This is a genomic window from Bradyrhizobium sp. 197 (assembly GCF_023073375.1).
GTDB lineage: Bacteria > Pseudomonadota > Alphaproteobacteria > Rhizobiales > Xanthobacteraceae > Bradyrhizobium.
In genome coordinates this window covers 58,958-84,294 of the sequence record NZ_JADPJJ010000055.1, presented here as the reverse complement: position 1 = coordinate 84,294, position 25,337 = coordinate 58,958, and the positions used below count along the sequence as shown (strand labels likewise).

The 25,337-nt window shown below is 62.6% G+C and carries 23 protein-coding genes; all 23 read right to left on the bottom strand.

Features of this window, described 5'->3' with window-relative positions; translation table 11 throughout:
• Entirely contained in the window at positions 1-819 is an 819-nt protein-coding gene (locus IVB27_RS11775) for an SDR family oxidoreductase (RefSeq protein WP_247443707.1), read from the bottom strand.
• A complete protein-coding gene (locus tag IVB27_RS11770; protein ID WP_247443704.1) occupies positions 816-1,532 on the bottom strand; it encodes an acylneuraminate cytidylyltransferase family protein in 717 nt (238 codons plus the stop codon). The genes IVB27_RS11775 and IVB27_RS11770 overlap by 4 nt, the downstream gene beginning before the upstream one ends.
• Entirely contained in the window at positions 1,529-2,437 is a 909-nt protein-coding gene (locus IVB27_RS11765; protein WP_247443703.1) for a Gfo/Idh/MocA family protein, read from the bottom strand. The genes IVB27_RS11770 and IVB27_RS11765 overlap by 4 nt, the downstream gene beginning before the upstream one ends.
• On the bottom strand, positions 2,434-3,480 hold the full coding sequence (locus IVB27_RS11760; protein ID WP_247443701.1) for a nucleotidyltransferase family protein: 1,047 nt from the start codon (positions 3,478-3,480) through the stop codon (positions 2,434-2,436). Before IVB27_RS11760 ends, IVB27_RS11765 begins: the two co-directional genes overlap by 4 nt.
• 81 nt (positions 3,481-3,561) lie before the next feature.
• Positions 3,562-4,560, bottom strand: a complete 999-nt coding sequence (locus IVB27_RS11755; protein ID WP_247443699.1) for a methionyl-tRNA formyltransferase — start codon at positions 4,558-4,560, stop codon at positions 3,562-3,564.
• Positions 4,557-5,624: an N-acetylneuraminate synthase gene (gene neuB / locus IVB27_RS11750; protein ID WP_247443697.1), complete on the bottom strand. Its 1,068-nt coding sequence runs from the start codon at positions 5,622-5,624 to the stop codon at positions 4,557-4,559. Before neuB ends, IVB27_RS11755 begins: the two co-directional genes overlap by 4 nt.
• On the bottom strand, positions 5,621-6,790 hold the full coding sequence (neuC, locus tag IVB27_RS11745; protein ID WP_247443696.1) for a UDP-N-acetylglucosamine 2-epimerase: 1,170 nt from the start codon (positions 6,788-6,790) through the stop codon (positions 5,621-5,623). Before neuC ends, neuB begins: the two co-directional genes overlap by 4 nt.
• Positions 6,783-7,967 (bottom strand): LegC family aminotransferase, encoded by a 1,185-nt coding sequence (locus IVB27_RS11740; protein ID WP_247443694.1) that lies wholly within the window; start codon positions 7,965-7,967, stop codon positions 6,783-6,785. The genes neuC and IVB27_RS11740 overlap by 8 nt, the downstream gene beginning before the upstream one ends.
• Positions 7,968-7,986: 19 nt before the next feature.
• Complete coding sequence (locus IVB27_RS11735) at positions 7,987-9,006, bottom strand: NAD-dependent 4,6-dehydratase LegB (RefSeq protein ID WP_247443692.1); 1,020 nt, start codon at positions 9,004-9,006, stop codon at positions 7,987-7,989.
• A 132-nt stretch (positions 9,007-9,138) separates the two neighbouring features.
• Positions 9,139-10,341, bottom strand: a complete 1,203-nt coding sequence (locus IVB27_RS11730; RefSeq protein WP_247443690.1) for an HAD-IIIA family hydrolase — start codon at positions 10,339-10,341, stop codon at positions 9,139-9,141.
• Between the two features lie 74 nt (positions 10,342-10,415).
• The gene (locus IVB27_RS11725) at positions 10,416-11,882 is read right to left on the bottom strand and encodes a DUF6418 domain-containing protein (protein WP_247443688.1); all 1,467 of its coding nucleotides are present in this window, start codon (positions 11,880-11,882) and stop codon (positions 10,416-10,418) included.
• Positions 11,883-11,921: 39 nt separating this feature from the next.
• A complete protein-coding gene (locus tag IVB27_RS11720) occupies positions 11,922-12,788 on the bottom strand; it encodes a hypothetical protein (protein WP_247443686.1) in 867 nt (288 codons plus the stop codon).
• Positions 12,789-13,041: 253 nt separating this feature from the next.
• Complete coding sequence (locus tag IVB27_RS11715) at positions 13,042-14,055, bottom strand: acyltransferase family protein (RefSeq protein WP_247443684.1); 1,014 nt, start codon at positions 14,053-14,055, stop codon at positions 13,042-13,044.
• 140 nt (positions 14,056-14,195) lie between these two features.
• Positions 14,196-15,887 carry a hypothetical protein gene (locus tag IVB27_RS11710; protein WP_247443682.1) on the bottom strand — a complete coding sequence of 564 codons (1,692 nt, stop codon included), beginning with the start codon at positions 15,885-15,887 and terminating at the stop codon, positions 14,196-14,198.
• A gap of 170 nt (positions 15,888-16,057) precedes the next feature.
• Complete coding sequence (locus IVB27_RS11705; RefSeq protein WP_247443681.1) at positions 16,058-17,170, bottom strand: acyltransferase family protein; 1,113 nt, start codon at positions 17,168-17,170, stop codon at positions 16,058-16,060.
• 44 nt (positions 17,171-17,214) lie between these two features.
• A complete protein-coding gene (locus IVB27_RS11700; protein ID WP_247443679.1) occupies positions 17,215-18,054 on the bottom strand; it encodes an SDR family oxidoreductase in 840 nt (279 codons plus the stop codon).
• A 13-nt stretch (positions 18,055-18,067) separates the two neighbouring features.
• Positions 18,068-18,829 carry an SDR family NAD(P)-dependent oxidoreductase gene (locus tag IVB27_RS11695; RefSeq protein ID WP_247443677.1) on the bottom strand — a complete coding sequence of 254 codons (762 nt, stop codon included), beginning with the start codon at positions 18,827-18,829 and terminating at the stop codon, positions 18,068-18,070.
• Positions 18,826-19,674 (bottom strand): sugar phosphate isomerase/epimerase family protein, encoded by an 849-nt coding sequence (locus IVB27_RS11690; RefSeq protein ID WP_247443675.1) that lies wholly within the window; start codon positions 19,672-19,674, stop codon positions 18,826-18,828. Before IVB27_RS11690 ends, IVB27_RS11695 begins: the two co-directional genes overlap by 4 nt.
• Positions 19,671-20,432, bottom strand: coding sequence for an SDR family oxidoreductase (locus tag IVB27_RS11685; protein WP_247443673.1), 762 nt, complete (start codon positions 20,430-20,432; stop codon positions 19,671-19,673). Before IVB27_RS11685 ends, IVB27_RS11690 begins: the two co-directional genes overlap by 4 nt.
• The gene (locus IVB27_RS11680) at positions 20,425-21,114 is read right to left on the bottom strand and encodes an acylneuraminate cytidylyltransferase family protein (protein WP_247443671.1); all 690 of its coding nucleotides are present in this window, start codon (positions 21,112-21,114) and stop codon (positions 20,425-20,427) included. The genes IVB27_RS11685 and IVB27_RS11680 overlap by 8 nt, the downstream gene beginning before the upstream one ends.
• Entirely contained in the window at positions 21,114-23,027 is a 1,914-nt protein-coding gene (locus IVB27_RS11675; RefSeq protein ID WP_247443669.1) for an N-acetylneuraminate synthase family protein, read from the bottom strand. The genes IVB27_RS11680 and IVB27_RS11675 overlap by 1 nt, the downstream gene beginning before the upstream one ends.
• An 8-nt stretch (positions 23,028-23,035) precedes the next feature.
• On the bottom strand, positions 23,036-23,890 hold the full coding sequence (locus IVB27_RS11670; protein WP_247443667.1) for a class I SAM-dependent methyltransferase: 855 nt from the start codon (positions 23,888-23,890) through the stop codon (positions 23,036-23,038).
• 13 nt (positions 23,891-23,903) lie between these two features.
• Positions 23,904-25,271, bottom strand: coding sequence for a GHMP family kinase ATP-binding protein (locus IVB27_RS11665; protein ID WP_247443665.1), 1,368 nt, complete (start codon positions 25,269-25,271; stop codon positions 23,904-23,906).
• Positions 25,272-25,337 lie beyond the last annotated feature (66 nt).

The window sequence follows — 25,337 nt, the reverse complement described above, 5'->3', positions numbered from 1 at the left end:
TCACCAGGCGCTCAACCCGCCGTCGACGGCGATGTTCTGTCCGGTGACGTAGGATGCGGCATCGGACACCAGGAACAGCATCGCGCCCACCATCTCGTCCGCGCGGGCCATGCGGCCGAGCGGAACGCGGGCGCCGTAGCGCGCCTTGAAGGTCTCGTTTTGCCCGCTCTCCACCCCTCCCGGGGTGAGTGTATTGACGCGAACGCCTTTCGCCGCCCAATAGGTCGCCAGATGCTTGGTCAGTCCGATGACTCCTGCCTTGGACGCCGTGTAGACCGCCGGCGTGTTGATGGCGCGCCCGAGATATTCGGAGCCTTCGTAGATGCGCTGGTCGGGCGCCATCAGGCCATAGATCGAGGCGGTCTGCACGATGGCGCCGTAGCCGCGCTCGGCCATTCGGCCTCCGAACACCTGCGCGACGTTGAACATGCCGTCGAGATTGACCGCCATGATCTCCCGCCAGGTGTCCTGCGAAAACTGCTCGACGGGTGCGAAGAAGGCATCGACATCACGGGTCTTGCTGGCGGCGTTATTGAGCAGGATCGAGACTGTTCCGAGGTCCGCGTCGATCGCAGCGGCCGTGTTGCGCACCGCATCGGGTTGGGTGATGTCGCAACCATAACCCCTGGCGCGGACGGCATGGCGCGACGTGACGTCGGCCGCAGCCGCATCGGTCGCGGCCTGGTCGAGATCGACAATCGCGACATTGGCGCCGAACTCGGCGAGGCCCTCTGCGAAGCGACGTCCGAGGATGCCGCAGCCGCCGGTGAGGACGGCAGTGCGGCCGGTGAGATCGAACAGCGCCTTGAAGCTCGTCATGAGGATGTTCCCTGGAGCCCCTGCCGTCGACGGAGCAGGAGCTCGACCAGTGTGAAGTCGACCTCGGAGTCGATGTCGACCGAACGTTCTTCCGGCATCTCGAACAGGCGGGTATCCGGATAGAAAACCGCCGGCTCATCGAGGAATCGAGCGACGCGCCAGACGTAGATCGACGCGTTCATGTCGAAGCAACGCGGGCTGTCCTGCCGCCGTACGATCGGCGGATCGGCAACTTTTGACAGGCCGACGGTGCCGTCCTTGCGCTCCTCGACCAGGTTGAAATAGGGCGAGCGCCGGGCGGGCGCGCCGGTGATGACGCTGGGCGCGCCGGAAGTGCGCAACAAATCCACGGCGCCGACGATGTCGGAGGCGAGCCGCAGAGGCGAGGTCACGTCGAGGTCGACGAAGATGTCGGGCGTCTGCCCAGTCTGTGCCATCGCCTGCTCGAAGCAGTGACGGATGGCGGGGATTTTCGGCGCCGCGTCGGTCGCCATCTCGTCGGGACGCTTGACGGCCAGATCGGCGCCGGCGCGGATCGCCGTCTCCAGCAACGCATCGGAATCGCTGCTGAAGGCGATGGTCGAAAACAGGCCGGTCTCGCGTGCCTGCGCGATGCTCCAGGCGAGCAGCGGTTTGCCGAGAAGATCGCGGCCGTTCTTGCCCGCAACGCCCTTGGAGCCGCCACGCGCGCACATCGTACAGAACAGGCTCATGCTGAAATCCAGCTCCTCGAATGCAGGGCCCGCTCGCTCGCGTCGATCAAATCCATCACGGCCATGCCTTCGGTGAACGAGCAGACCGGACCGTTGCCACTCAGCGCCGCCAGATGCATCGCCCGGTAGCTCGCATCGCGTTCGTTCGCATACTGCTTGGCGACGCCATTGATGGACAGGCTGCCGCCGACAAGGTCGGCTTCGACCGTCTCGTCGGAAAAATTGATGCGAATCCGGCGCAGGCCCGCGCGGTCGAGATAGTCGAGATGAACCTGCACGACCTGCGCTCGCGCCATCTCCATCAGCAGCGCAAGGTGATCGTCGACCTCGATATCGCGGGCTCCGGATGCTCCGCCGAGCGCGGCGACACGTTGCCACGGTCCGAACAGCCAGAGCAGATAGTCGAGCTCGTGGCTCAGGTCGCGCAGCACCCCGCCGCCGGCATCTACCGTCGATGAGGCGGTGGCGCGATGATCACGACCGGGTCGCCAATCCCGAATGTCCTGTCCGACATAGGCCGAGACGGTGATCGCGGGGCGTCCCCCAAGGTGCCTGGCGAGCGCAGCCATCACCGGATGGAAGCGCAGATTGTAGGCGACGAGGAGCTTTGAGAAGGGAAAGGTCGGCAGCGGCTCAGGCCTTGCCAGCATCGGCTTTTCCACCAGAACCGTTCCACGAAAGGCGGCATCCGCAAGTTCGCGCAGCGCCTCGACATGCCGCGCGGTTTCGGTAGCGATGACGACATAGTCGACTTGCCCACGCGAAAGCGCTTCGCCAATGCTGCCATGATTTCCGCCGCCGCGCCGGCTGACGGTCGCTACCGAGAGACCGAGCTCGCAGAGCACTCGCGCATGCCGCGTTCCGATCGAGCCGAGACCGACGACGACCGCGCTGGTCGGGCTCACTGGAAGACCTCATGAAACTCGGCATGCGCCTGCTCGAAATCCTCGACCCGGCCGATGTCGAGCCAGTACTCCCGGATCGGATACACCGCGACGCGGCCCTCACTCGCGACGATACGTTCCAAAACCGCCGGCATGTCGATCTTGATGCCGCGATCGACGAGTTGAAACACGTTGGGGCCGATCACGTAGATGCCGGCGCTCACGAACCAGCTCTCGGTCGGCTTTTCCCGGATGACCTGGAGATATCCTTCCGATGCGGTGACGACGCCGTAGGGAACATGAACCTTGTGCTCGCGCACCGCCATCGTGGCTTCCGCCGGTGTCGCATTGTGGAAGTCGACCAGCGCGCCATAATTGATGGTCGTCAGAATGTCGCCATTGGTCACGACCAGGGGCAGATCGGGCGACGAGGAAAATAGACCGAGCGCGCCTGCGGTGCCGAGACGCTCGCTTTCGTGGATGTAGCGGATGGTCGCGCCGAAGGTGGTGCCGTCACCGAAATAATTCTGGATCATCTCGGCTTTATAGTTCACCGATATGAAGATGTTGCGGAAGCCTTGCTGCACGAAATTGCGCACGATGGTTTCGAGCAGCGGCCGGCCGCCGACGTGAAGCATCGGCTTCGGTACCTCGCGCGTCAGCACGCCCAGGCGCTCGCCGAGCCCGCCGGCCATGATCAGCACGGGATTTTCGTATTGCGGCGCCTCGAGCAGTTCGTCGAAGGTTTCGACGCCGATGAGCTTGCCGTTGGCATCGATCAGCGGAAGCTGCTTGATCGATTTCTGCCGCATCAGGCCCAGGCGCTCGTCGCGCGGCAGGGTGACGGAAGCCGACACCGGGCTCGGGTTCATCACGTCGATCGCGCGGCCGCTCAGCGGGATGCCGCGCAACAACCCGCGTCTTATGTCACCGTCAGTGACGATGCCGGTGAGCCTGCCGTCGTCGAGGACCAGCGCGATCTGGATGCTGCCGCTTTCGATGGCGGCAATGGCTTCGCTCAGCGTGGCTTCTGTTCCAACGAGGGCTTTTTGCCAGGACTTCATGATGGACCTCGCGGGTGGCCGCGCCTGTGCCGGCGCTCACCCGATCAGAAAGCAGCTATATCGCGGGTGCGAACGGGGACGTCAATCCCCGCGGCCAGGGCCCAATTTGGCCTCCAGAACCGCCAATTTCGCCTCGGCCGTTGCCAGTTCGGCCTTGAGATTTCGGCCGAGCCGGCTGCCGCGCGCGGCATCCGGGATCAGGGCGGTGCAAAGGGCGCCGTCGGTTCCGACCGACGCCCAGTGCGTGATCCGGATAAGGTTGTCGCCGGTCTTGACCAGGATGCCGGCGTTGTCCCTGCCGATCACCTCGCCGGGTACCCCGACATAGGACCTAGCACCCGGGATCAACTCGGCCGCAAGGATGGCGTAGGACCTATCTTTCCAGATCGTGCGGGCCCCGGGGCCGGGCGGCACCAGCGCACGGACGAACCGTTCGAGCGCGGCGCTGTTGGAGCTCCAGTCGATCTCCTCGTCGCCCTTCCTGCGCCGGCAGCAATAAAGGCCGACAGGATCAATCGACGACTGCACGATGCGCTTGTCAGTGCGTTCATAGACGCCGGAGATTGCCTCGACCAGCGTGTCGGCGCAAAGCGCCTCGGCGGTCTTGAGCAGCGTCGCGTAGGTGTCGGTCGCGGAGATCGGCACCTTGATCTGCCGCACGATGTCGCCGGTATCGATGCCGAGATCGACCCAGTGAACCGTGATGCCGAATTCGGTCTCGCCGTTGATTAGCGCCCAGGTTAACGGATTGCGGCCGCGATAGAACGGCAGCGCACCGGCATGACAATTGAGCGTGCCGCGCGGCGGCAGCGCCAGAATTGGCTCACGGAGAATCTGGTCGTAGGACATCGAGACGTGAAGTTCGGCCGCGAATTCCGCGATCTTGGCAAGGCTCTCCGGCGCGTTGACGGCCTTCGGGCGTAGCACCGGAATACCCCTGGCTTCCGCAAGCGCGAGAAGCGTCGAATCGGGGCTGGCCGCGCGCACCGCGACGAAGACAATGGTGTAGCGGGCATCGTCGATCAGCCGGGCGAGGGCGCGCTGTGCCCAGACGCCGTCGCCGAAATAGCCGATCCTCATAGCGGGTCTTCCTCGTCATAAGGACGGGTGGTCGTAGTGCCAATCAGCGACCAGTATTCGACCGGCGACCGGCCGGAGCCTGGCCGCTTGCAGGTGAGGTCCTCGGGGCGCAGCACCTCGCCGGTCTTCAACGCGCGCGCGGCCACGATGCTCTTGCGTGCGATGTCGATGTTCTTGATCTCGGAATTTCTCGGCGCCTTGATGCCGTCGCCGCGCGCCTGCTCGATCCGGCGGATGGCGGAGACCATGCGCTTGAGGTCGCCGGGCTCGAGCGAGGCGGCATGATCCGGCCCTTCCGCGTTGCGATCGAGGGTGAGATGCTTCTCGATGACCGAGGCGCCTATCGCCACCGCCGCGAGCGAGATCTCGATGCCGTCGGTGTGATCGGAATAACCGACCGGAAGGTGGAAGGCGGTCCGCATCGTCTGCATCGCATCAAGGTTCACGTCCTCGGCCGGGCAGGGATATTCGGTCGTGCAGTGAAGCAGGCTGACGCGCTCGGACAATCGCGCGCGGGCTTCGCCGTCGCGCCATGCGGCACGGAAGCCGGCAACGCCAGGCGGCGCATTGCTGCGGCTGTAGCCATGCGCGAGCACGCCGAGCGCCTCCTCGACCTCGATCAGCGTGGCCATGCCGGTCGACAGGATCAGCGGCATGTCGGCGCTCGCGATCGCATGCAACAGCGGCGCGTTGGTCAAATCGCCCGAACCGATCTTGATCCGGGGCAGGCCGAGCGTGAGCAGGTAGTTCAGCGATTGATGATCGAACGGCGTCGACAGGAATTCAATGCCGCGCTCCTTGGCGCGGGCGATCAGCGGCGGATGCGCCGAATGCGGCAATTCGAGTCGCTTCAGCATCGCGCGCTGGCTCTCAGCGGCGTCTGTCGTGCGCTGCTGGTAGTCGGCCTTGCGTGCGCTCCGGCCCGCGAGCGAGTTGGCGTTGAAGGTCTGGAACTTGACGATATCGGCGCCGGCATCAGCAGCAGCATCGACGAGGGCGAGAGCGGTCTCCAGGCTGCCGGAATGATTGACGCCGGCTTCGGCGATGATGAGCGTGCGCGTCATGTCCCGGCCTCGCCGTCGTAAAAGCCCTTCTTCAGCAGCGCGTTGAAGCTGGGAATCGCGGCGATCTTGTCGGCGACGCGGCGGCTGGTCTCGCCGTCGCCGTAGGGGCTGATCGTCGGCTGCCGCCCGCGCGCGAGCGCACCGGCGATCGCCGCTGAAATCGATGCGCGATCAGGCGCGGCGTGGAACACGGAGCCGGCGCGTTCGCGTCCCTTCTGCCGGTCGCCGATGTCGACGGTCGGAACGTTGAGCGACGGCGCTTCATAGATGCCGCTGGATGAGTTGCCGACGACGACATCCGCCTGGTTCATCAGGCTGATGTAGCGAAGCTGACCGAGGGAGGCGACCGCGATGGCGTTCGGCCGGCCGGCGACGAAGGCCTTGATGCGTTCGTTGAGCGCGCGGCCTTCCGCATCGGCATTGGCGAGCGTGAAGAACAGGCTGAACTCGGGATCGAGTGCTGCTAGCGATGCGAACAATTCGTCCAGCGCGCCGACGGAGCGATCCATCTCGACCGTAACGGGGTGGAACGTGACTAGCACATTGCGCTTGCCAAGCTTCATCCCGACCTCGCGGCCGAGGGTCTCGCGATCCATCAGCTTGAGGCGCTTGATCGAATCGATACCGGGCGAGCCGACTGTGAAGACGCGTGCCGGGTCTTCGCCGAGGCGGGTCAGTCGCCGCGCCGAATCGGCGTTGGTGGCAAAATGCAGATGCGACATCTTGCTGATGGCGTGACGGATGGATTCATCGACGGCACCTTCGGTGACGTCGCCGCCGAACAGATGCGCCATTGGCAGCCGCATGAACATCGCCGCCTGGGCGGCCGCAAAGGTCTCGTAGCGGTCGCCGAGGACGACCACGAGGTCCGGTTTCAGCCGAGCGAAGGCGTCGGCAAATCCGATCACGCCAAGACCGACCGACTTGGCGACGCCGACGCCGGAATCGCTCGAGAGCAGCGTCTCGACGCTTTCGTCGACGTCGAATCCTTCGTCGCGGATGTTGTCGATGGTATAGCCGAACTCGGGCGACAGATGCATGCCGGTGGCAATGAGCTGAAGCGTCAGTCCGGCTGTTTCGCGGATCGCCCGCATCGGCCAGATGATGAGGCCGAAATCGGCCCGGCTGCCCGTGACGAAGCAGATCTTGCGGCTTGGTTTACTCATCGTGGGCCCGGATGCTGGCGCTGGAGGGAAGATTGATCAGGCGGCGCTCAATCGATTCGGCAGTGCCGAGATCGCCGCGGGGACCTTGCGCGAACATCGGCAGCTTATGCATCAACGTCCAGGCAGGACGCGCGCCAAAGCCGGCGTCGTTGAGCGCGGCGAGGACGTCGTCGCGCCGCTCCGCATGGGCCTCGTCGAGCAGGATCGCATTCAGCCAGTAATTGCTCGTGGTGCCGTCCGGCTCGCGCGAGAAGCGGGCGCCGGGAATATCCGCAAAGGCGCGCTGATAGGCCGCAGCCAACTTACGCTTGCTCGCCAGGAAGCCGTCGAGCTGCTCGAGCTGGGCGCAACCGAGCGCCGCGTTCAGGTTGGGCAGGCGATAGTTGAAGCCGATCTCGTCATGCACGAACGCCCATTTGTGCGGCAGCTTCGCCGTGGTGGTAAGGTGCTTGGCGCGGCGCCCAAGTTCCTCGTCATTGGTGAGGATGGCGCCGCCGCCGCCGGTGGTGACGATCTTGTTGCCGTTGAAGCTCAGCGCCGCGAGCTGCGTCTGCGATCCGACGGCGTGGCCCTTGTAGGTCGAACCTAGCGATTCTGCGGCGTCCTCCACGAGCGCAATGCCCCACTCGCGGGCGGTCGCGGCAATTTCGTCGAGCGCGACCGGATGCCCGAATGTGTGCATCGGCGTGATCGCGGCGATGCGGCGTCCTGTCTCGCGATTGACTGTCCCCTTGGCAGTCCGCTCGGCGATCTCGTCGAGTCGTGTGGCGAGTGCGCGCGCATCCATGCCGAGCGTGGCGAGCGAACTGTCGACGAAATGCGGCGTCGCGCCGCAATAAGCGATCGCGTTCGTCGTGGCGATGAAGGTCAGCGCCGGCGAAATGACCTCGTCGCCGGGCTCGACGCCGGCGAGGTGAAAGCAGGCATGCAGCGCGGCCGTGCCGTTGACGACGGCCACCGCTCGCGTGGCGCCGGTGACCTCCTCCAGCATGCGCTCGAACCGGTCGACGAACGGCCCGACCGAGGAGACGAAGGTGCTCTTGATGCACTCTTCGAGGTAGGCGATCTCGTTGCCGGCGAACACCGGCTCGTGCAGGCCGAGGATTCCGTTGGGCGTTCCCGCGGCGCGCCGTACGGCCTCGACGATCGCCTTTGGTTCGAAGTCTGACCTGGTCACTGGACTGTCCACCATTGCCTCAGACGTTGTAGACGTCAGCCTTGTAGCGGCTGAGGTTTGCGGGATTGGTGAACCAGTCGATCGTCTTGGTCATGCCGCGGCGCATGCCGTCGACACCGTCGAATTCAGGGCTCCAGCCGAGTTGCTGGCGTGCCTTGGAATTGTCGGCCCAGAGCCGTTCGACCTCGCTGTTGGCGGGACGCAGACGCGCCTCGTCGGTCTCGATTTCGATAGTCGTCCCCATGACATCGGCGATCATCTGCGCGGTCGCACCGACCGAGATCTCGAAACCGCTGCCGAGATTGATGGTCTGGCCGACGACTTGCTCCGCAGGCGCCGTAAGGCCCGCAATCAGGCCGCGCGCGGTGTCGGTGACGAAAGAGAAATCGCGCGTCGGGCTGACGGCACCGAGGCGAATGTTCCGCTTGCCAGTCGCGATCTGGCTGATGATCGTCGGGATCACCGCGCGCGCCGACTGTCGCGGGCCAAAGGTGTTGAACGGACGGATCACCACGACGGGCATGTCGAACGAGGCTTGGAATGACAGCGCCATCTGGTCGGAGGCGATCTTCGAGGCCGAGTAGGGCGACTGTCCGGCCAGCGGATGGCTCTCCTTGATCGGAACGGTCTGCGCCGTGCCGTAGACCTCGCTGGTCGAGGTCTGCACGAAGCGGCGCACGCCGGCCATGCGCGCGGCCTGGAGCACGTTCACGGTGCCGCGCACGTTGGTTTCGACATAGGAGTCGGGCGCGACATAGGAGAACGGGATCGCGATCAACGCCGCCAGATGCAGCACGTCGGTGCAGCCGTTCGCGGCCGCGATCATGAAGTGCGGATCGCGGATGTCGCCGGCCACGACCTCCACCGAATTCATGATGTCGGCCGGCATCGTGTCGAGCCAGCCCCAGGAATTGAAGGAGTTGTAATAGACGATCGCCTTGACGCGGGCACCGGCTTTCACCAGCTCCTCGACGACATGCGAACCGATGAAGCCGTCGCTGCCGGTAACGAGGACGCGGGCGTCCCTCAGATCTGCCATGCCGGACCCCAAAGGGCGATTAAGCCAGTGTTCGCAACAAGATGGCGCTATAGCACACTGGCCGTCGTGTGCAACAGAGCAGCGTTCGATATCCGCCAAATGCCCGGGGATGCAGCACTTTTGGACGCCGGTCTAGGCGTTCCCAGTGGGGACCAGGCGTTGCTTCACGAACGTCTCCAGATTTCCGCCCTCGAACAGATGGCCCGCAAGGCCCGCGGCCTGCGCCGCCTCCATGTCGGTGTCCTTGTCCCCGATTACCATGCTGCGCGTCATGTCGATTGGGAAACGCTGCGCGAGATCGGTGATCATGCCGGGTGCCGGCTTGCGCCGGTTGCTCGTGCGGCAATAGTGCGTCACGGTGCCGTCGGGGTGATCGGGGCAATATTCGAACGCGTCGATATGTGCGCCGACCAGAGCCATCTGGTCCGACATCCAGCGGTGCAGGGCAACGATGTGATGCTCTTCGTAGTAGCCGCGCGCGACGCCGGATTGATTGGTGATGACGAAGGCGAAATAGCCGGCGTCGTTGACGGCCTTCACGGCCTGGCGCGCGCCCTCGATCCATTCAAGCTTGTGCGCCTCGAAAGTGTATCCTGCATCGTGGTTGAGAACGCCGTCGCGGTCGAAGAATACGGCCGGTCGCCGCAGCTTCTCCCTCAATTCGCGATCGGCGCGGGCGAAATCATCGGGAATGCCGATGTCGATGAAGTAGCCGCGATAGGCCGTGCCGCGCAGCGCGCCGGACTTGACGAGGCCGGGGAACACGTCCTGCTCGAGCGAGGCGGGAAGCGTCGAGATGTCGGCGAGAACGGACCTGTCCACGACGTAGATTCCGGCATTGACCGGCCCCGTGGCGCCCGCACCCGGGGCGATGAAGTCACGCACCACGTCACCGTCAAGCACGACACGCCCATAGCGATCTCCGACGACGCCGTCGCGCAGCGCCATGTGAACGCGCCCGCCCTGCGCGCGCGCGATCAGATCGAGCAGGTTGAAGTCGAACAGTGAGTCGCCGTTGAGCAGCAGGAACCGTTGGTGCAGCAGGTCGCGCGCATGCACGAGCGCGCCGCCGGTGCCGAGCGGCTCGGTCTCGCGAGACACGACGATTCGCGCCTGGCCCCTGGCAGCCGCAGCGTAGTGCGTCTCGACGATCTCCGCCTTGTGGCCCGCAAGCAGGAGAATTTCATCGAATACGCCATAGCGTACCAGCTCGTCGATCAGCGTGTCGAGGAACGGCCGCCCGCCGACCTCTAACATCGGCTTCGGAACCAGCTTGGTGCGATCGCCGAGCCGTGTACCCAGACCGCCGACGAGGATGACGGCCTGTCTCAACATGTCGCGCGCCCGTGATACACAATCGCTTTCTCCGGCGCGAGATATCCGTAATGGGCTGCGGTCATTTCAGACAACTATTGCCTTGCCTGGGGTTGGAATCTCAATCGGATTGATCTGGAGGCGGCAACAAGCCAGCAGGGTCGAGGAATCGGAGCGATACTCCACGGCAGGAGAGGTAGTCCGGAACCAGCCAGGCTCCTTTCCAGGAGAAGCGCAATCGCAAGAGCCGCGATCTTGATCCAGTAGCTCTGCGCGATGACGAAATTGAGCATGCCGCCGATATACATCACGTCGAAACCGAACAACACGTAGAGAGCGAGAAACGCCGACGCGTAGCGCCCCTGGATCGTGCCTTTCACGATCAGCGCGGTCAGCAGGGCGGCAATGCAGCCGGAGCCCAGAAGAAACGGCCAGGCGTAGATCGGCCCGAACAACTCAAAGAAGATTTCCGGGAATCCTCCGGCAAGCTGAACGCCAGCGCGCAAGTGCTCGGAGGTGCGGGGCTCGCCGATGGTTTGCAGCATCAGATATTGCGGCGACGTGTTCCTGTTTGGATCGAGCGGGCTCTGAAACAGGAAATCATAGACGGGGTCGGGCTGCCATTGATTGTGAAGGAACACGCGCTCGTAGGAAATCCAGCCCAATTCACTAGGCTGGACCAGCACGCGTTCCCAGAATTGCGAGAGGACTTGCTCGCCTTCGTACCCGCGCACGCTGACCAGATTGATGAAGATGGCGCCTGCGGCGAGCAGGACAACGAGCAACGCGCCGGCGCCAAATGTTGCAATTTCCCGCCTGCCAAACATCCGTACGACCCAGTGAAAAGGCGCGCCGGATCGTCCGACCGCCTGCTGTACGAAGACAGCCGACAACGGAATGACGAAAAAGCTCGACAAGCTATAGAAGGCGGAGAACCGATTCCCGGCGAGAAACATGTACCCAAGCAACGTCGCAAGCAGCCCCAAATAGCGGAGATCGAGCCTGTCATTTCGCAACCGCTCCGCCGCAAACATAAGTCCCCACCAGAATGCGAGGAAATTGCCGTAAGTGGCCAGCCAGCGGTGAGCAGCGCCTGCACGTTCCGCCGTGTAGGTATATCGCTCGATATGCGCGAACAGGGGAATTGAGCCGTGGCGCAACATGTCGAGAAACAGATAGGCGAGAAACAGCATCGACAGGACGACGGTCAAGCTCGAGAGCGTCAGCATCCCCTGCGGGGCTTGTCGGCGATCGATCCCGTCCGGCCAGGTCCTGATCGCGCTTGGCCGCAGCACGATCAGAAAGGGGACGAGGGTCGCGCAATAGGCCAGCACGTACAACGGGGTCGCAAGGCCGGGCCCGATGTAGCGAAGGGTCTGGGACGACCATACGGGCCCGGTCAGATCGATAAAAGCCATCGACGCGGTGCGCCAGACGAGCGTGAACAGGATGAAGAAGAATCCCAGAAAAATGACGGGCCGGTAAGCTGCCAGGAAAAGCACCAAGAAGCAGAAGATGCCTGCCGACAAAGCAACCGCGATCTGTTCAGGAGTTACCGGCATCGAGCGTTTGTTCGTGGGACCGATGAAATACCCGCACGCTCAAGATTTTGCTTTCGGGCTTATGGCCAACGTAAGAAGGCCTATCGCGACGAGCATAAGAAAACCGGCCGTGAGGGACTGCCTCAAGGTTCCGACCGAGCGGGAGGCAATCGACAACATGGGGGGCGCAGACCACACAACCGTAGGTTCCGTCAACCCTGACAGATTCTCATCGACTTGAATACGATCTTTCAATTGGTTCCAGGCCGGGAGCGTCGGAGTGATGCTCGGCGCGCCAATGGCAGGCCCCGAACGATTCTTGTCGCTGGATTCGGCAGTCAGCAGGCGTTCGTTCAGATTTTCGCTCGCCTTCTCGATGAGCGCAACCCGTGCGTTAGCGTCGTCAATTTGCGCCCGCAGAGGCTGCAGGTACCGCTTGAGAAGCTCGCCATGCACCTCGCTGATCTCGGCGGCAAGGGCCGCAAATGCGGCGTGAATGTCTCCAGGCGACCCCGCCGAAAGTTCAACGGCGACGTCGCGATCGTCCAGAACGATGCCGCGCAAGCTCGAGATCACCATGTCCTTGGACAAGCTTGCCGTTTTGGGATCGAAGGCCGCACGACTGGCGACCTTGTTCTTGAAGTCCTGAGCTGACATCCGCCCAATCAGCTCCCGTGGAGGTTCAAGCGGGACCAACGGCGGCCCGGACCTCTGCAAGACGAAAGGCAGGGGCGGAGCCATTCCGATCGTCAATTTTGACTTGCCGGTCCAGAGCTCCGTGGTGGACGGTCTGTAGAAGGCAAAAACCAGTGCGGCAACGACAAGCGCTGCGCTTCCGATCAACCATTTGAAGCCCCAGACGCGCGTTGCAATGAACTTCAAGACACTCCGCGCATCTGGTGCCAACTCCGTATCGTTCTGATCCACGCTGTTCTCGCCGAACTGGTTGCCCCACCCGCCCGAATCTCTAGCCGTGGTCAGGCTCTGAGGCAATCCCGGCAGACCGGCCCATTGCAGCTTAGCGAGGCCAGCAGTTTCCGACCAACCGTTTCGATGATGGGGAGCCATCAATTCGTTGCGTGAATGTCACGGTTGGTCAAGCGGGGCCCATAACCGCCTCGCGCTCGGCCTTTCTCGCAATCCGAGACAGCGTCGAGGTCGTCCTCGCTGCCGTCACGGTTTACGGTTTGGCTATCAGCGAATTCTGGCTGTTCGGGAATGGAACCTTGCGCAAGCGCCGTGCCATCTTTTCGCTGAATCCGATCGCGGGCAGCTCGATCCCGCGCCACGTGAGCCGGGAGACCAGGCAGCACAGAATTAGCGCCGAACATCGCCATGGCTCGCAGAGCCAATCTGGCAATGTCCACGGCAATCGGACCGAGGTGAAGGCTGACCAGTAGAACACGATGTAGTGCAGCAGGTAGATCGAGTAGGACGCGTCACCCGTTGCCACGATCCATCGGAACGGTGGTCGCTCCCAGGATAGCCGGAGCTGGGTCATCCCCAACAGCAGAAAGGCCATGCTGATCGGGACCGCAAAGGGAAAATCATGCGCTCGGCTGAACCAGAGCATGGCGCAGCCCGCAATGATTGGAGTGATGCCGCCGAGCAGCTTCGTGCGCTCGCGAAACAGGAACACCAGAACTCCGGCAAGAAAATCCGCCTGGGTCGTGGATAGCAAATGGAATGTCCATGGATTCCCGAAATACCAGCCGCCGGTCGCGAGTATTATCAGGACGATTGCAAGGCCGCGTACTCCCAAAATTGGCACCACGATCGCGGCGAGGACATAGAAGACCATCTCCCGCTCAAGCGTCCAGCTGACATCATAGGCTGGAGCTCCCTGCTGCGGCAGCAACGTCATCGAATAGAAGAAATGATCGAACGACTGAGGAGCATATCTGCCGAGGCCTATCATCACGGCGATGATCGTCATCGCGATCCAGTACATTGGGTAGAGTCTGAACAGCCGTTTGATTGCGAAGACTATGGGCTCGAATGTCGGTTTCGCGGCCACCAGGCAGATCACGTATCCACTGATCGCAAAGAAGAAATTAACACCGAGATACCCCCAATTTTTCAGGGGGGCGATGGGTAGCTGGGCAGTTTCGGGAAAACCGCGCAAGGCGATGTATGAATGAAAATAAGCGACGCTCAGGGCCGCAATCGCACGCGCGGCCTGCAATCCTTCCAACCTGCGTTCCACCGGTTTCCCTCGGCCGTCTTTGCTTTCAGATGATAGCATACGGCCAGGTGCTGTCGACAACTCGCATGGCTATCTCACCGCGCACGCGTGCAATTGCGAGGCAAAGTCATGCAGAAGCTTGTCACGCACTAGTCTCCAGCACAGCACGGAGATCGGCACGCGCCCTCCATGGCGGACGCCTTGCGCTCGATGCGGACCATGGGCGACGTGCTGGCCGGCCTGGCATTCACGGCGGAGCGGATGCTTTCGCCGATGACCTCGAACAATCGCGGAGGCTCGCGGTTGGACAGTAGCCTAACGGTCTCGATATTGCCGTTTGAAACGAAACCGCCAAAGCCGTATTGCGGCGCGGACCGATATTTCTCGCACAAATCGATCAATTTGGACTCTACGGCCGGAATTCTGCCGGTCACGTAGGTGCCGGTCGATGGATCGAGAATTTCTTGGTTTGACACAGCCAACACGCGGTGTTCGCCGTCCGGATTCAGGACGTAGGAAAGCTCATAAAAAGCGAAAAATCGACCAAGAGCGCGATAGTTCCGGTCCTCCTCCATGACCAGCATCATCGTGCCGGGCGCTGGCGGCTGCGCTTCCAGCAGGCTGGAAATCTCGCGCGTTTCGAGCGCATCGAGAACAAGCCGATGCGTCACCGAAATGTTGAGGACCAGAAAAAATGCCGCCAACACCGCAGACGCCGCCGGCAGGGCGCGCCGCGGTACGCTCAATCGCAGCGCGGAGTAAATCACGAAACCGCTGAACAGCATCAACGTCGTCTGATGTCGCGTCTCCCAGAGACCGTAAAATCGAGGTGGCTTGCCGACCAGCACGTATGGAAGCAGTGAACAGACCGCGAGCGCCAGACCGATTGCCATCGCGAACGCGTCGGTGGGGCGGGCTGCTCCGCGAGGGGGCTCGTCCGTTGCGTCAAGCGGCAACTTCCAACTCAGGGCAGCGAGCAGGAAGATGGCAATGACGATTGCGGCGGCGACCGACAACTCCGGAACGTCTGACGAGTGCGGGAGGAGCGTTCGGGCGTCCTTGAACTGGCTGACCAGCACGACCACGGTCTGCTTAAGCGCCGACGCAAGTCCCATTTGAAATTTGTTGTAGTCGGCATAGAGCCCGTAGGTGGGCTCGAATACTTTCTTTGCCAGCCAGTAGACGGCCGGCAGCAGCAACAATTCGCCTCGTCTCAAGATCGCTCGTAACGCTTCCCGAGCCTTGTCGGAGTTGGTAGGCGACGCTTCGCTCCGCGAGGCGTCGACTGCAACAACCAGGGGCATCAGCCAGGCAAGGACCAGAAACGAATTGGTCGTGAAAGCGACAAGCAGGCATATCGCGATCGAAAGGCGCCCGATGATCGAGGGTTTCTCCAGATCGCGCAGCAGGAGCACGATTGAAAGCGCGAAAAAGAAGGACGAAAATGCATAAGGCAGCGTCGAAAGGACGAATCGCGCCTGGTTGAGGGGCACGAGAACTGTCAACAGTGCCGCCCAGAACGCGTCACTCGGCGACCAGAGAGTGGTCTTCCGAATGATGGTATAGATCAGCGGACCGAGCAGGGCGTAGAGCAGCAGCTCGGTCGCGACGCAGACGCTGGGTGCGGTCGAGGCGAACGGCTTTACCAGCCAGAACAGTTCGCGCGCGCCCACCTGCCTGTAAAGCTCCCAGAGCGTGCCGGCATCGGAATATGCCCTGAGCACCCAGTCGTCCCACAACGGTTGATTGATCAGGACAACGGGCCCGAAGGCAGCAACGGTCGCAAACACCAGTAACGAGTAGAATTTGAGGTGTAGATTCTGCTTCGATCCTGAGGACAAACAACTCTCCACCTTGACGCGCCGGTCTCTCAGAGCGGTGTGCAAGCAATATTTCCTGTCGTCTGTCTATTCAAGAACTTGCCGCTACGCTGCGTTTGTTTCGGCAGGCTTCGGCCTGCGCCGCCCATTTTCGGAACTACCATGGGGGCAGCGCTTGAGCAACCGAGCCGCTAGCCCTGGTTGGCAGCTATATTGGTTGGCTTCGACCTGGACGGTAACTTGCGATGGAGAAAGCTGGCGACAATGCGATGGTGCTTCTCCCCAATCTCGGCCAGTCCAATAGCAACCAGATTTGAGACGATGACGGCGATAGCGAAGATGCCTGGTCCTCTCGCAGGAAATATCGTCCAGATCGCGTACATGATCGTGTGATGAACCAGGTACAGAGAGAAGGAATAATCGGCGACAAAGGCAATCGTTTTGAGGATGGCCGGCGAGGTGATCAGATGAACTGATTGACTCATCGCAACCAGCCCAAAGAAGACGGCAGCGAGCAACCCATAGGATATGAGGTTGTACTCAGCGCCCGGAAGGGTGGTCGCGGTGAACGCAGCAACTCCGACCAGTGCAATCGTCGCTGCCGGCACGAACTTCGCGACGGGCGACCGGTCGAGAAAGTAGACGAGCGCTCCACCGAGCCAAAGCGCAAACAGGCTGCGGCCAACTCCATCGGGTTGAAACGCGCCGAAAAGGAAATGTACGGGGGTCTGTCCAAAAAACAGCGCTACCGGAATCAGGAAGGGGAATGACTTGGGTCGCGCTGCCATGAAAAAAAGCGATCCGACGAAAATGTAGATATGCCATTCGATAGCCAGGGTCCAAAGCGGGCTTGCCGATCCCACTGCGGACCATTGAAGATAACCTGGAAATATTCCGCGATAGCCTTCGAGCATGAAGAGGTTGGCTATCATGGTTTTCCAGGTGTAGTAGCGCTGAATAGCTGGATCATTCGTCAGGTATATCGTTACGCCGTCGACGATCGCGACGAATACAAGCGCTGGGATGAGCCCGGCATAGATCCGAGCGAACCGGTCAACGCCGAACTGGAGAAATCCATAGTTTGGGTCGTTCGATTTCTGGATCAGGGTGTGCGTGATCAAAAAGCCAGAAATGAGAAAGAACAGAAGCACGCCGACGTTCTGCATAAACGCCAGATTTGCCGGCCTCCAATCTGACGCAAAGAACGAGATACCGTGTCCGACACAGACCATTTGTGCCGCGACCGCTCGCAAGGCGTCGAGCGCTACCGAGGTGTCGTTCTTTGTTCTGCTCAGAATGAACATCTAGAGAAAGCTCAAAGACACTTTGGACAAGAGTTCCGGACCCATCACCACACACTCCTGCCGCCGTCTATGACCAGGTTCTGACCGGTCATGTAGCTCGATGCGTCCGAGCAGAGGAACTGCACGGCGGAGCGGTATTCGTCGACCTCGGCCATACGCCCCATGGGAATCAGGCGCGTCAGCCGTTCGACGAACGCCGGATCCTGGTTGTTGAAGACGCCCCCCGGCGAGATCGCATTGACGCGAACGCCGCGGTCGGCCCAGTAGGTCGCGAGATATTTCGTCAATCCGATGAGGCCGTGTTTGATCACGGAATAGGTCACCGGCTTCACCGGCTGTTCCTCTTCGCGCGCCACATGCGGCTGCCGATACAGCCGCTGGTCCGGCGCGATCACGCCGAGATCGGAGGCGACGTTGAGGATCACGCCGCGGCCGCGTTTGGCCATTTCGTTGCCGAACACCTGCGCGCACAGCATCGCGCCGGTCAGGCCGACGGCGATCTCGGTCTGCCATTGCGGCACCGGGAACGCCTCGAAGCGCGAGGAGTGCATGACGCCCGGGTTCGACGTCACCTTCGGATCGATGGCGGCGTTGTTGACGAGGATGTCGATGGTAACTCCGCGGCCTGCAAGCTGCTCGTTCGCGGCGCGCACCGACTCGAGCGAAGTGACGTCGATCGCAAGGACGATCAGATCGGCTGAAGCCGCGACCTGCTTCAGCGCGGCGACGGCGGTTTCGGCCTGCGTCAAGCCGACGTCGGTGACGACCACGCGCGCGCCGGCTTCGCTGAGCGCTGCAACATGCTGTTTGCCCAACAGGCCGCCGGCGCCGGTCACGAGGGCGGTCCGTCCGGTCAGGTCGTAGCGGGAGAAGGGATTTGCCATCGAAGGCTCCTGTTCAGCTTCTGAGCTGGCCGCCGTCGGCCACCAGGACGCTGCCGGTGATAAAGGCGGCGCGGGTCGAAGCAAGGAAGGCGACGACGTCGGCGATCTCCTCGGGAGTGCCGAGCCGGCGTAGCGCCACTTCGCGCTGGAGCATGTCGTCGACTGCTTGTTTGTTTTCGGCGATCTTCCGCGCCCAGGTGCCGTCCGCGCTCAAAATGTTTCCGGGCGCGACCGCATTGATGCGGATGCCCTCCAGCGCCAGTGGGCGCGCCAGACCGCGCACGGTCGCATTCAGCGCCGCTTTGGCGGCGTAGTAAGCGACGGGCGCGCCGAGTGCGGCCATGCCTGCGATCGAGGAGATGCAAACGATAGCGCGATCGCCGCTGCCGCGCGCCATCAGCGGCCGGGCGGCCTCGATCATGTTGGTCGTGGCGAAGAGATTGAGGTCGATCACCCGCGACCACTCCGCCGCGGTTTCCTTTCCCGGGGGCACGGATGCGCCGCTGCCGACATTGCAGACGAGGATGTCGAGCCGGCCCCACTGCTTTTCGACGTCCTGAATGAGGGCTGCGGCGTTGGTGGGATCGGTGACGTCGGCCACGTGAATCGAGTTCCGTCCGCCGACTGCGGCACGCGCGGCGTTCAGCGCATCGGCGCCGCGCGCCGCCAGCGCGACCTTGGCGCCTTCTGCCGCGAGCGTCATCGCGATCGCAAGCCCGATCCCGCGGCTGGCGCCGGTGACGAGAGCGACGCGATCGGTCAGCTCGAGCTTCATCGTGCCGCGTCCTCGATCCAGCGAACCGTCATATCGCGGTATTTCGCCAGTGCGCCGGCGTGGTCGCCGTCGGCGGCGCGCGCGGTTTGCAGGATATATTGGCCCTTGTAGCCGGATCGCTCGATCAGCCGGATCGTCTTGGCAAGATCTGCGTTGCCGGTGCCGAGCGGCACGGTAGTGCCGCCGCGAATGCGGTCCTTTACGTGCACATTGAGGATACGCGGCGCGTAGGCACCGATCTCCTCGTCGCTGTCATAACCAAGCGAAGCGCTGTTACCGCTGTCGTAGTTGATGCCGAAGACGTCGGCTGGATACGTCTCCATGAACCGGGCGAGCTCGCGCGGCAGCAGATCGGATTCGAAGACGATCTTGACGTTCCGTCTTGCAAGTTGCTCGGAGCGAGCGAGCAGCACGCGCTTCAGCGTATCGCTCTCGCTTTCGCGCTCGATCTTGCCGTTGTCGACCAGCGGGATCACGACGAATTCGATGCCGATGCGGCTACAGGCGGTGATCAGGAGATCGAGGTCGGCGACGAGCGCGTCGCGGACGACGGCATCGACCTTCCAGAACGGCGCCTGCATGAAGCAGTCGCCGGTCAGGCTCGGGATCCGTACGCCGTTCTCGCGCGACAGCGCCAGAATGTCTTGTTGCCCGGGCTCGGTCGTGAGCGGGTTCTCGCGCAGCCGTTCCTGATCGATGGTCCATTCCATCCGCGTCAGGCCGAGCTCCTTCGCACGGGGAAATTCCTCGCGCCATTCATTCCAGGGGAACGCCTGGATCTTGCCGTCGACGAGAGCCGACAGCCTGCCTTGCATGAAGCCGATGCGTTCGAGCGTTACGGTCACGGTTGTTTGTCCGAGCTGATGGCGAGGCCCTTGGTGGTCCAGCCGCCGTCGATGAAGAGCTCCTGGCCGGTCATATAGGCGGAGGCGTCCGACGCCAGGAAAACAGCGGCTCCCACCATGTCGGCGGGCTGGCCCCAGCGGCCGAGCATGGTGTGGCGGCGGCGGTCTTCGTGCATGGCGGGATCGGCAAAACTCTTCGCGGTCATCTCGGTCGCGACATAGCCCGGCGCGAGCGCGTTGACGCGGATGCCGTCGGCGGCATAGTCGGCGGCGAGTGCGCGCGTCAGCCCGGCAAGGCCGGCCTTCGCCGCCACGTAGCCGGGATTGCCGGGAAAGCCGCGCACCGAATTGATGCTGGTGACGTTGATGATCGAGCCGCCGGCCGTCTTCAACAGCGGATAAGCGGCGAGGATGGTCGCATAGACGCCGGTGAGGTCAGTCCCGAGCGTCGTGCGGAAGCGTGCAAGCTCGGTTTCGGCGTTCGATGGCGGCAGGCTGATGCCGGCGGCGTTGACGAGCACGTCGAGCCGTCCGTGCTGTTTTGCGATGTCGTCGAATGCCTGCGTGATCTTCGTATCATCCGCGAGATCGCAGGCCATCGCGCTCACGCCCCGTGGCGCGGTCCCGGAACGGCTGAGGCCGAACACCGTGGCACCAGCATCTTGCAGGCCGGCCGCAATCGCAGCGCCAATGCCACGCGAAGCGCCGGTGACGACCGCGATCTTGCCGGCGAGAGAAAAGGCGCTGAGGTCAGGCATAACCGTAACTACGCATGATGGCGGCGCAAAGCTTGACGTCCTCGGGACGATCGATCTGGAACATCTTGTGACGCTCCATCACGTGAAAGCCGATCTTGCCGCCGAGACGATTGCTCTGCTCGCGCAGGAGCGAGGGTACCAAGACGTAGAACGAGCCGTTCTCCAAATAGCGCTTCTCGATCTGCTGCCGCATGCGGCGGTTACGATAATCGTAGTTGATCGGCTCCGGCCCCTCTTGGCCGATACGCCAGTTGAAATAATCCTCGACCTCGCAGACCGAGAGCAGGCTGTCGAGATGGTCGCGGTCGAAGGTCGCAAGCGCGTTCTCGATGTCGCTGGACTCGCGGATCGGCGATGTCGCCTGGAGCGCGACGACCCGCTCGAACCGTCCCATCCGCTCGTCGGTCGCATCGAGCGCGTGCAGCCAGGCGGATTCGGAGGAGGCGAGGTCACCCGAAATGTCTTCGGGGCGCCGCACGCCGACGGCGCCGGCGGCTTCGGCCGCAGCGAGGATATTGTCGCTGTCGGAAGACACCGCCACCACGTCGACGCCGCGCGCCGCGCGGGCCTGCTCGACCGTCCACGCGATCAGCGGCTTGCCGCAGAGATCGAGCAGGTTCTTGTGCGGAATGCCCTTGGAGCCGCCACGCGCGGCGATCACGGCCAGCGTCTTGCGCGCCATCAGATATGCCCCTCGAGACGCTCGAGCGCGATCCAGAAGCCTTCGCCCATGTTCTTGTGGCCCTGCCAGATTTCAGGGATGAACGACGCGGTCGGTGCATGCTTGCGCAGCACCCGCCCGATCTCGTCGAAATCGATCTCGCCTTCGCCGACCTGGAGCCCTTCGCCGTCGAGCCCCTTGGCGTCACCGAAATGCAGATGCGCGGTGTGCGGCCCGAGCTGCGCCAGGCCTTGTGCGAAGTCGAAGCCGAAATGGTTGGCGGCAAGCTTGGTGTGGGAGATGTCGACGCACATGCGCAGATCATGCTTGGCGCAGAACGCGGCGGATTCCTCCGGGAAGATAAAGATGTTCTGGTGGCGCTGGCCGCCAAAATGCCAGGGGAACGGCGCCATGGTCTGCGGCGTCAGCTCGACGCCGTCCATGTCGAGCTCCTTCAGGCTCCGGGCAAAGATGCGGTAACGCTCGGCCTTCTCCTCCGGCGGCAATGGCTCGTCCATGGTAAAGCCGCCGATGTTGGCGACAATGGACGGGCGCTTCGTCTTGGGGAAGAATTTCTTCAGGCCGCGGGTGATGTCGATCACGGCCTGGGTCTGCTCCAGCGAATAGCGCCGCAGCGCCTCGTCGGGGGTTGCGAGATCCATCAGCTTGGAGCCAGCAAACAACTCCGGCGCATGTACGACGAAGCCGAGATCGTAGGTGCCGGAGAGATACGCCGCGGGATCGCGCTCCATGTCGCTGTAGCTGAGATGGAACTCGATGATATCAGGCTCGCAGATCTCCAGGAAGCGCTTGGTGTCGTGATAGCGCACCGGCACGCCCCAAGGCCGGTCGAAGCGGTAGCGCCGTGCTTTTGCGGTGCCTTCGTCGAGATCGCTCTGGAAGAAATAATCGTCGGTCGCCATCGCCCGCGTGAGCTTGCGGCCGAGCAGCGCCGGCATCTTCAGCGGCGACAGGCCCTGTCCCGGGCTCCTCACGGCGATGTCGCTGTCGGAGAGCACGATGCCGGCCGGAAGCTCGCGCGCAGCCACCAGGCTCTTGGCGAGGTTTTCGCGGTTGATGAGCTCGCCCTGGCTCAGCGCGCGCTCGGCCAGTTTCTCACCGCGCGCCGCTTCCACCTCGCGGATGCCCGAGACCAGCGTCTTGAATTCCTCTGGCTCCAGGCTCGCGGCATGGTCCGGACCTTCCATCTCGCGGTCGAGCGTGATGTGGCGTTCGATGACGACGGCACCGAGCGCCGCCGCCGCCGTCGAAACGGCAACGCCGCGCTCGTGGCCCGAATAGCCGACGACCGGATGGATCTCGCGCAGAGTTTCCATGAAACGCAGATGGATGTTGTGGAGCGCGGCCGGATAGGTGCTCTGGCAGTGCAGCAGCACGTAGCTCGCATCGCGGTCGTCGAGGAATTTCGCCGCGGTCTTGATTTCGTCCGTCGTGCTCATGCCGGTCGAGACGATCAGCGTCTTGCCGGTGGCGGCAAGGCACGCGAGCAGCGGCAGATTGGTGAGGTCGGCGGAGGCAACCTTGTAGGCCTGCACGCCGAACCCTTCGAGCACGGCGACGCTCTTTGCGTCCCAAGGTGTGCAGAGATACTCGATACCCTTTGTCGCGCAGTACTCGGCGATCTTCTTTTGCTGCGCGGTCGGGAGCTCGAAGCGGCGCAGGAGATCGAGCGTGTATTCGACGGCTAGGTCGTCGTCCTTCCCGGACAGGCTCGAAGCGCGATAGACCTCGTCGAGCTTGCGCATCTGGAATTTGGCGCAATCCGCGCCGGCCGCGACCGCAGCATCGACCAGCGCAATGGCGCGATCGAAGTCGCCGTTGTGGTTGTTGCCGATCTCGGCGATGACGTAGCAGGGCGCACCGTCTCCAACAGAGCGGTTTCCAATCTTTGCGGTCGTCGGATTCCGAATCACGGCACTATTCATCGCGCCAGCATGGCTCCTGTTTCCGATGGTTCGGGTTTCACAGCGTAGACATTATGTCCGAGCAGCGAGATTTTTGCGGTTTCAAGCACCGCGCGCGGGAAATATCGATAGTCGCGCGCGGTCAACGCGTGAAATCCGAACGGCGTGGCCTGCAAGCCACAATAGGCGAACATCTTCCTGACGTCGCTCATGGAGAAATAATTGATGTGGTCGGGCGGAATCCAGTGTCGTGCATCGCGCCAACTCGGCACCATCTGCCGCAGATCATTGCGATTGGGGACAATCACAATGGCAATACCTCCGCCGTTCAGTGTCTTGACCGCGTCCGCAAGCAGTTGCTGGGGATCGAGCACATGTTCGAGGACGTTGTCGATGACGATGGCGTCGGCGGGAGGCGCCCTCTCAGGCTTGAAGAAATCATGGATGATATTCACGCCGTGCTGCTGGCCAAAACGGGACAGGCCGCTGGCGGGCTCGTAGCCGGTATATCTGTAAGGGTCATCCTTCATGAGGTAGCCGAGTTCTCCCCGCCCGCAGCCGATTTCGACAATCTGGGCTCCCGGCTTCAGGTGCAGTTGGATCAACCGTCTGATCTGATGATGACGGCTGCGGAAACGCCAATAGAGTTTTGCCAGATCCCCGTGATCCGCCGTATCGAAACGTGCGGTCGAGGTGTACACGAAGCCACAATCGGAGCATTGTTCGAGGTGATAGGTCGATCCACCGCGTTCGACGGCGCGAAATCGAGATCGTGCTTTCGAACCGCAGAGCGGACAGACGTCACGGGAAATGGATCCGGCGTGATCTTCGGCACCCGTGGTTACCAACGAACCTCCATCGCTGCTCAGCATCATCGGCCTCAGGTCAATTATTGAAACGCGACTTCCAGGTTCGAAGACCATTCTCCTCGAACATGATGCGCGAGCAGCCATGCCCTCGCTGTTCCAGCGCCGAGATCAGCGGGTAGCGCTCGAACGGGCGTACGAAGAACATGAAATAGCCGCCGCCACCGGCGCCGAGCAGCTTTCCGCCGACGGCGCCGTGCGACTTGGCGAAATCGTAAATGGCGTCGAGCTCGCTCGATGAGATCTTCGAACTGAGCTTGCGCTTGGCGTGCCAGGCTTCATCGATGAGGCGTCCGCATTGCAGCAGCCGGCCGCGCAGGAGGTGCCTGCGGATCTCGCGCGTCACTTCCTTCTGCTTGGCGGCGGCCGCCGCCGCATCGGTGGTCTCGTGCTGGGCCTTCTGATCGCGATGGATCGCGCCGGAGTCATGACCCGAACCAGTGTAGCAAAGCACCAGGCTCTCCTCGAGCTCGGCGATGATGTTGGGGTCGAGACGAAGCGGCACGATGGTGTTCTGATCGGAGAAGAACTCCATGTGATTGAAGCCGCCGAACACGGTGGCGTACTGATCCTGCCAGCCGCCGGGAATGTTAAGCATCAGCCGCTCAGCCTGGAACGCCATCTCGGCGATCTCGTGGCGGTCCCATTGGTCGCCGCGGAATTCGTTGAAGCAGCCGATGATGGCGGACGAGACGACCGCCGAGCCGCCTAGGCCGGAACCAACCGGGAAGTCGGCGGACACATCGAGCTCGAATCCGTAAGTCGGCTTGATCAGGCGCACGACCGATTTGATCAGCGCGAGATCGCCGCCTGAGCCAAGTCCTGCGAGATCGTCGGCCTCGATCGTGCAGCGGAAATCGTGCGAGTAGATACGGATGCTGGGATCGTTCCGTCGCCGCAGCGTCGCGTGAGCGTACATCTTGATCGTGGCGTTGATGACCGCGCCGCCGTCATTCGCCATGAAATAATGGGTCAGATCGGTGCCGCCGCCGGAGAAGCTGATACGCACCGGCGAGCGGGCGCGCGCAAACACCTCGCTCTCTTCCGAGAGGTTGAACAACTCGCGGCTGAATACGTCGACCAGCCGTCCTTCGCCATCGAGGATCGGCACCACGTGCACGCGCTGGTCGAGCAGCTTGAGGATCTGCTCGCGCGGTCCACCAGCCTGCGCCCAGACGAAGCTGCGGTTGACGCAAGTTGCGACCCGGTCGTGGATCGTGATGCCCGTCAGCATTCGCCTGCGGATGTCGCCGTCGGTCACCGAGCCGACGATCCGCCCGCTAATATCCTGCGCAAACAGGATACCGAGCATGTTGGCGTTGAGGCGGCGAAAGGCCTCCTCAATTGTCTCGGTCTCAGCGATAGTAACGAGGGTCCGCTCAAGCACGATTTTTGGGTCCGGAAAAGGCCCGTTCCCCGGCCTTGAAGGGGCAGATGAGCTCGGTAATACGTT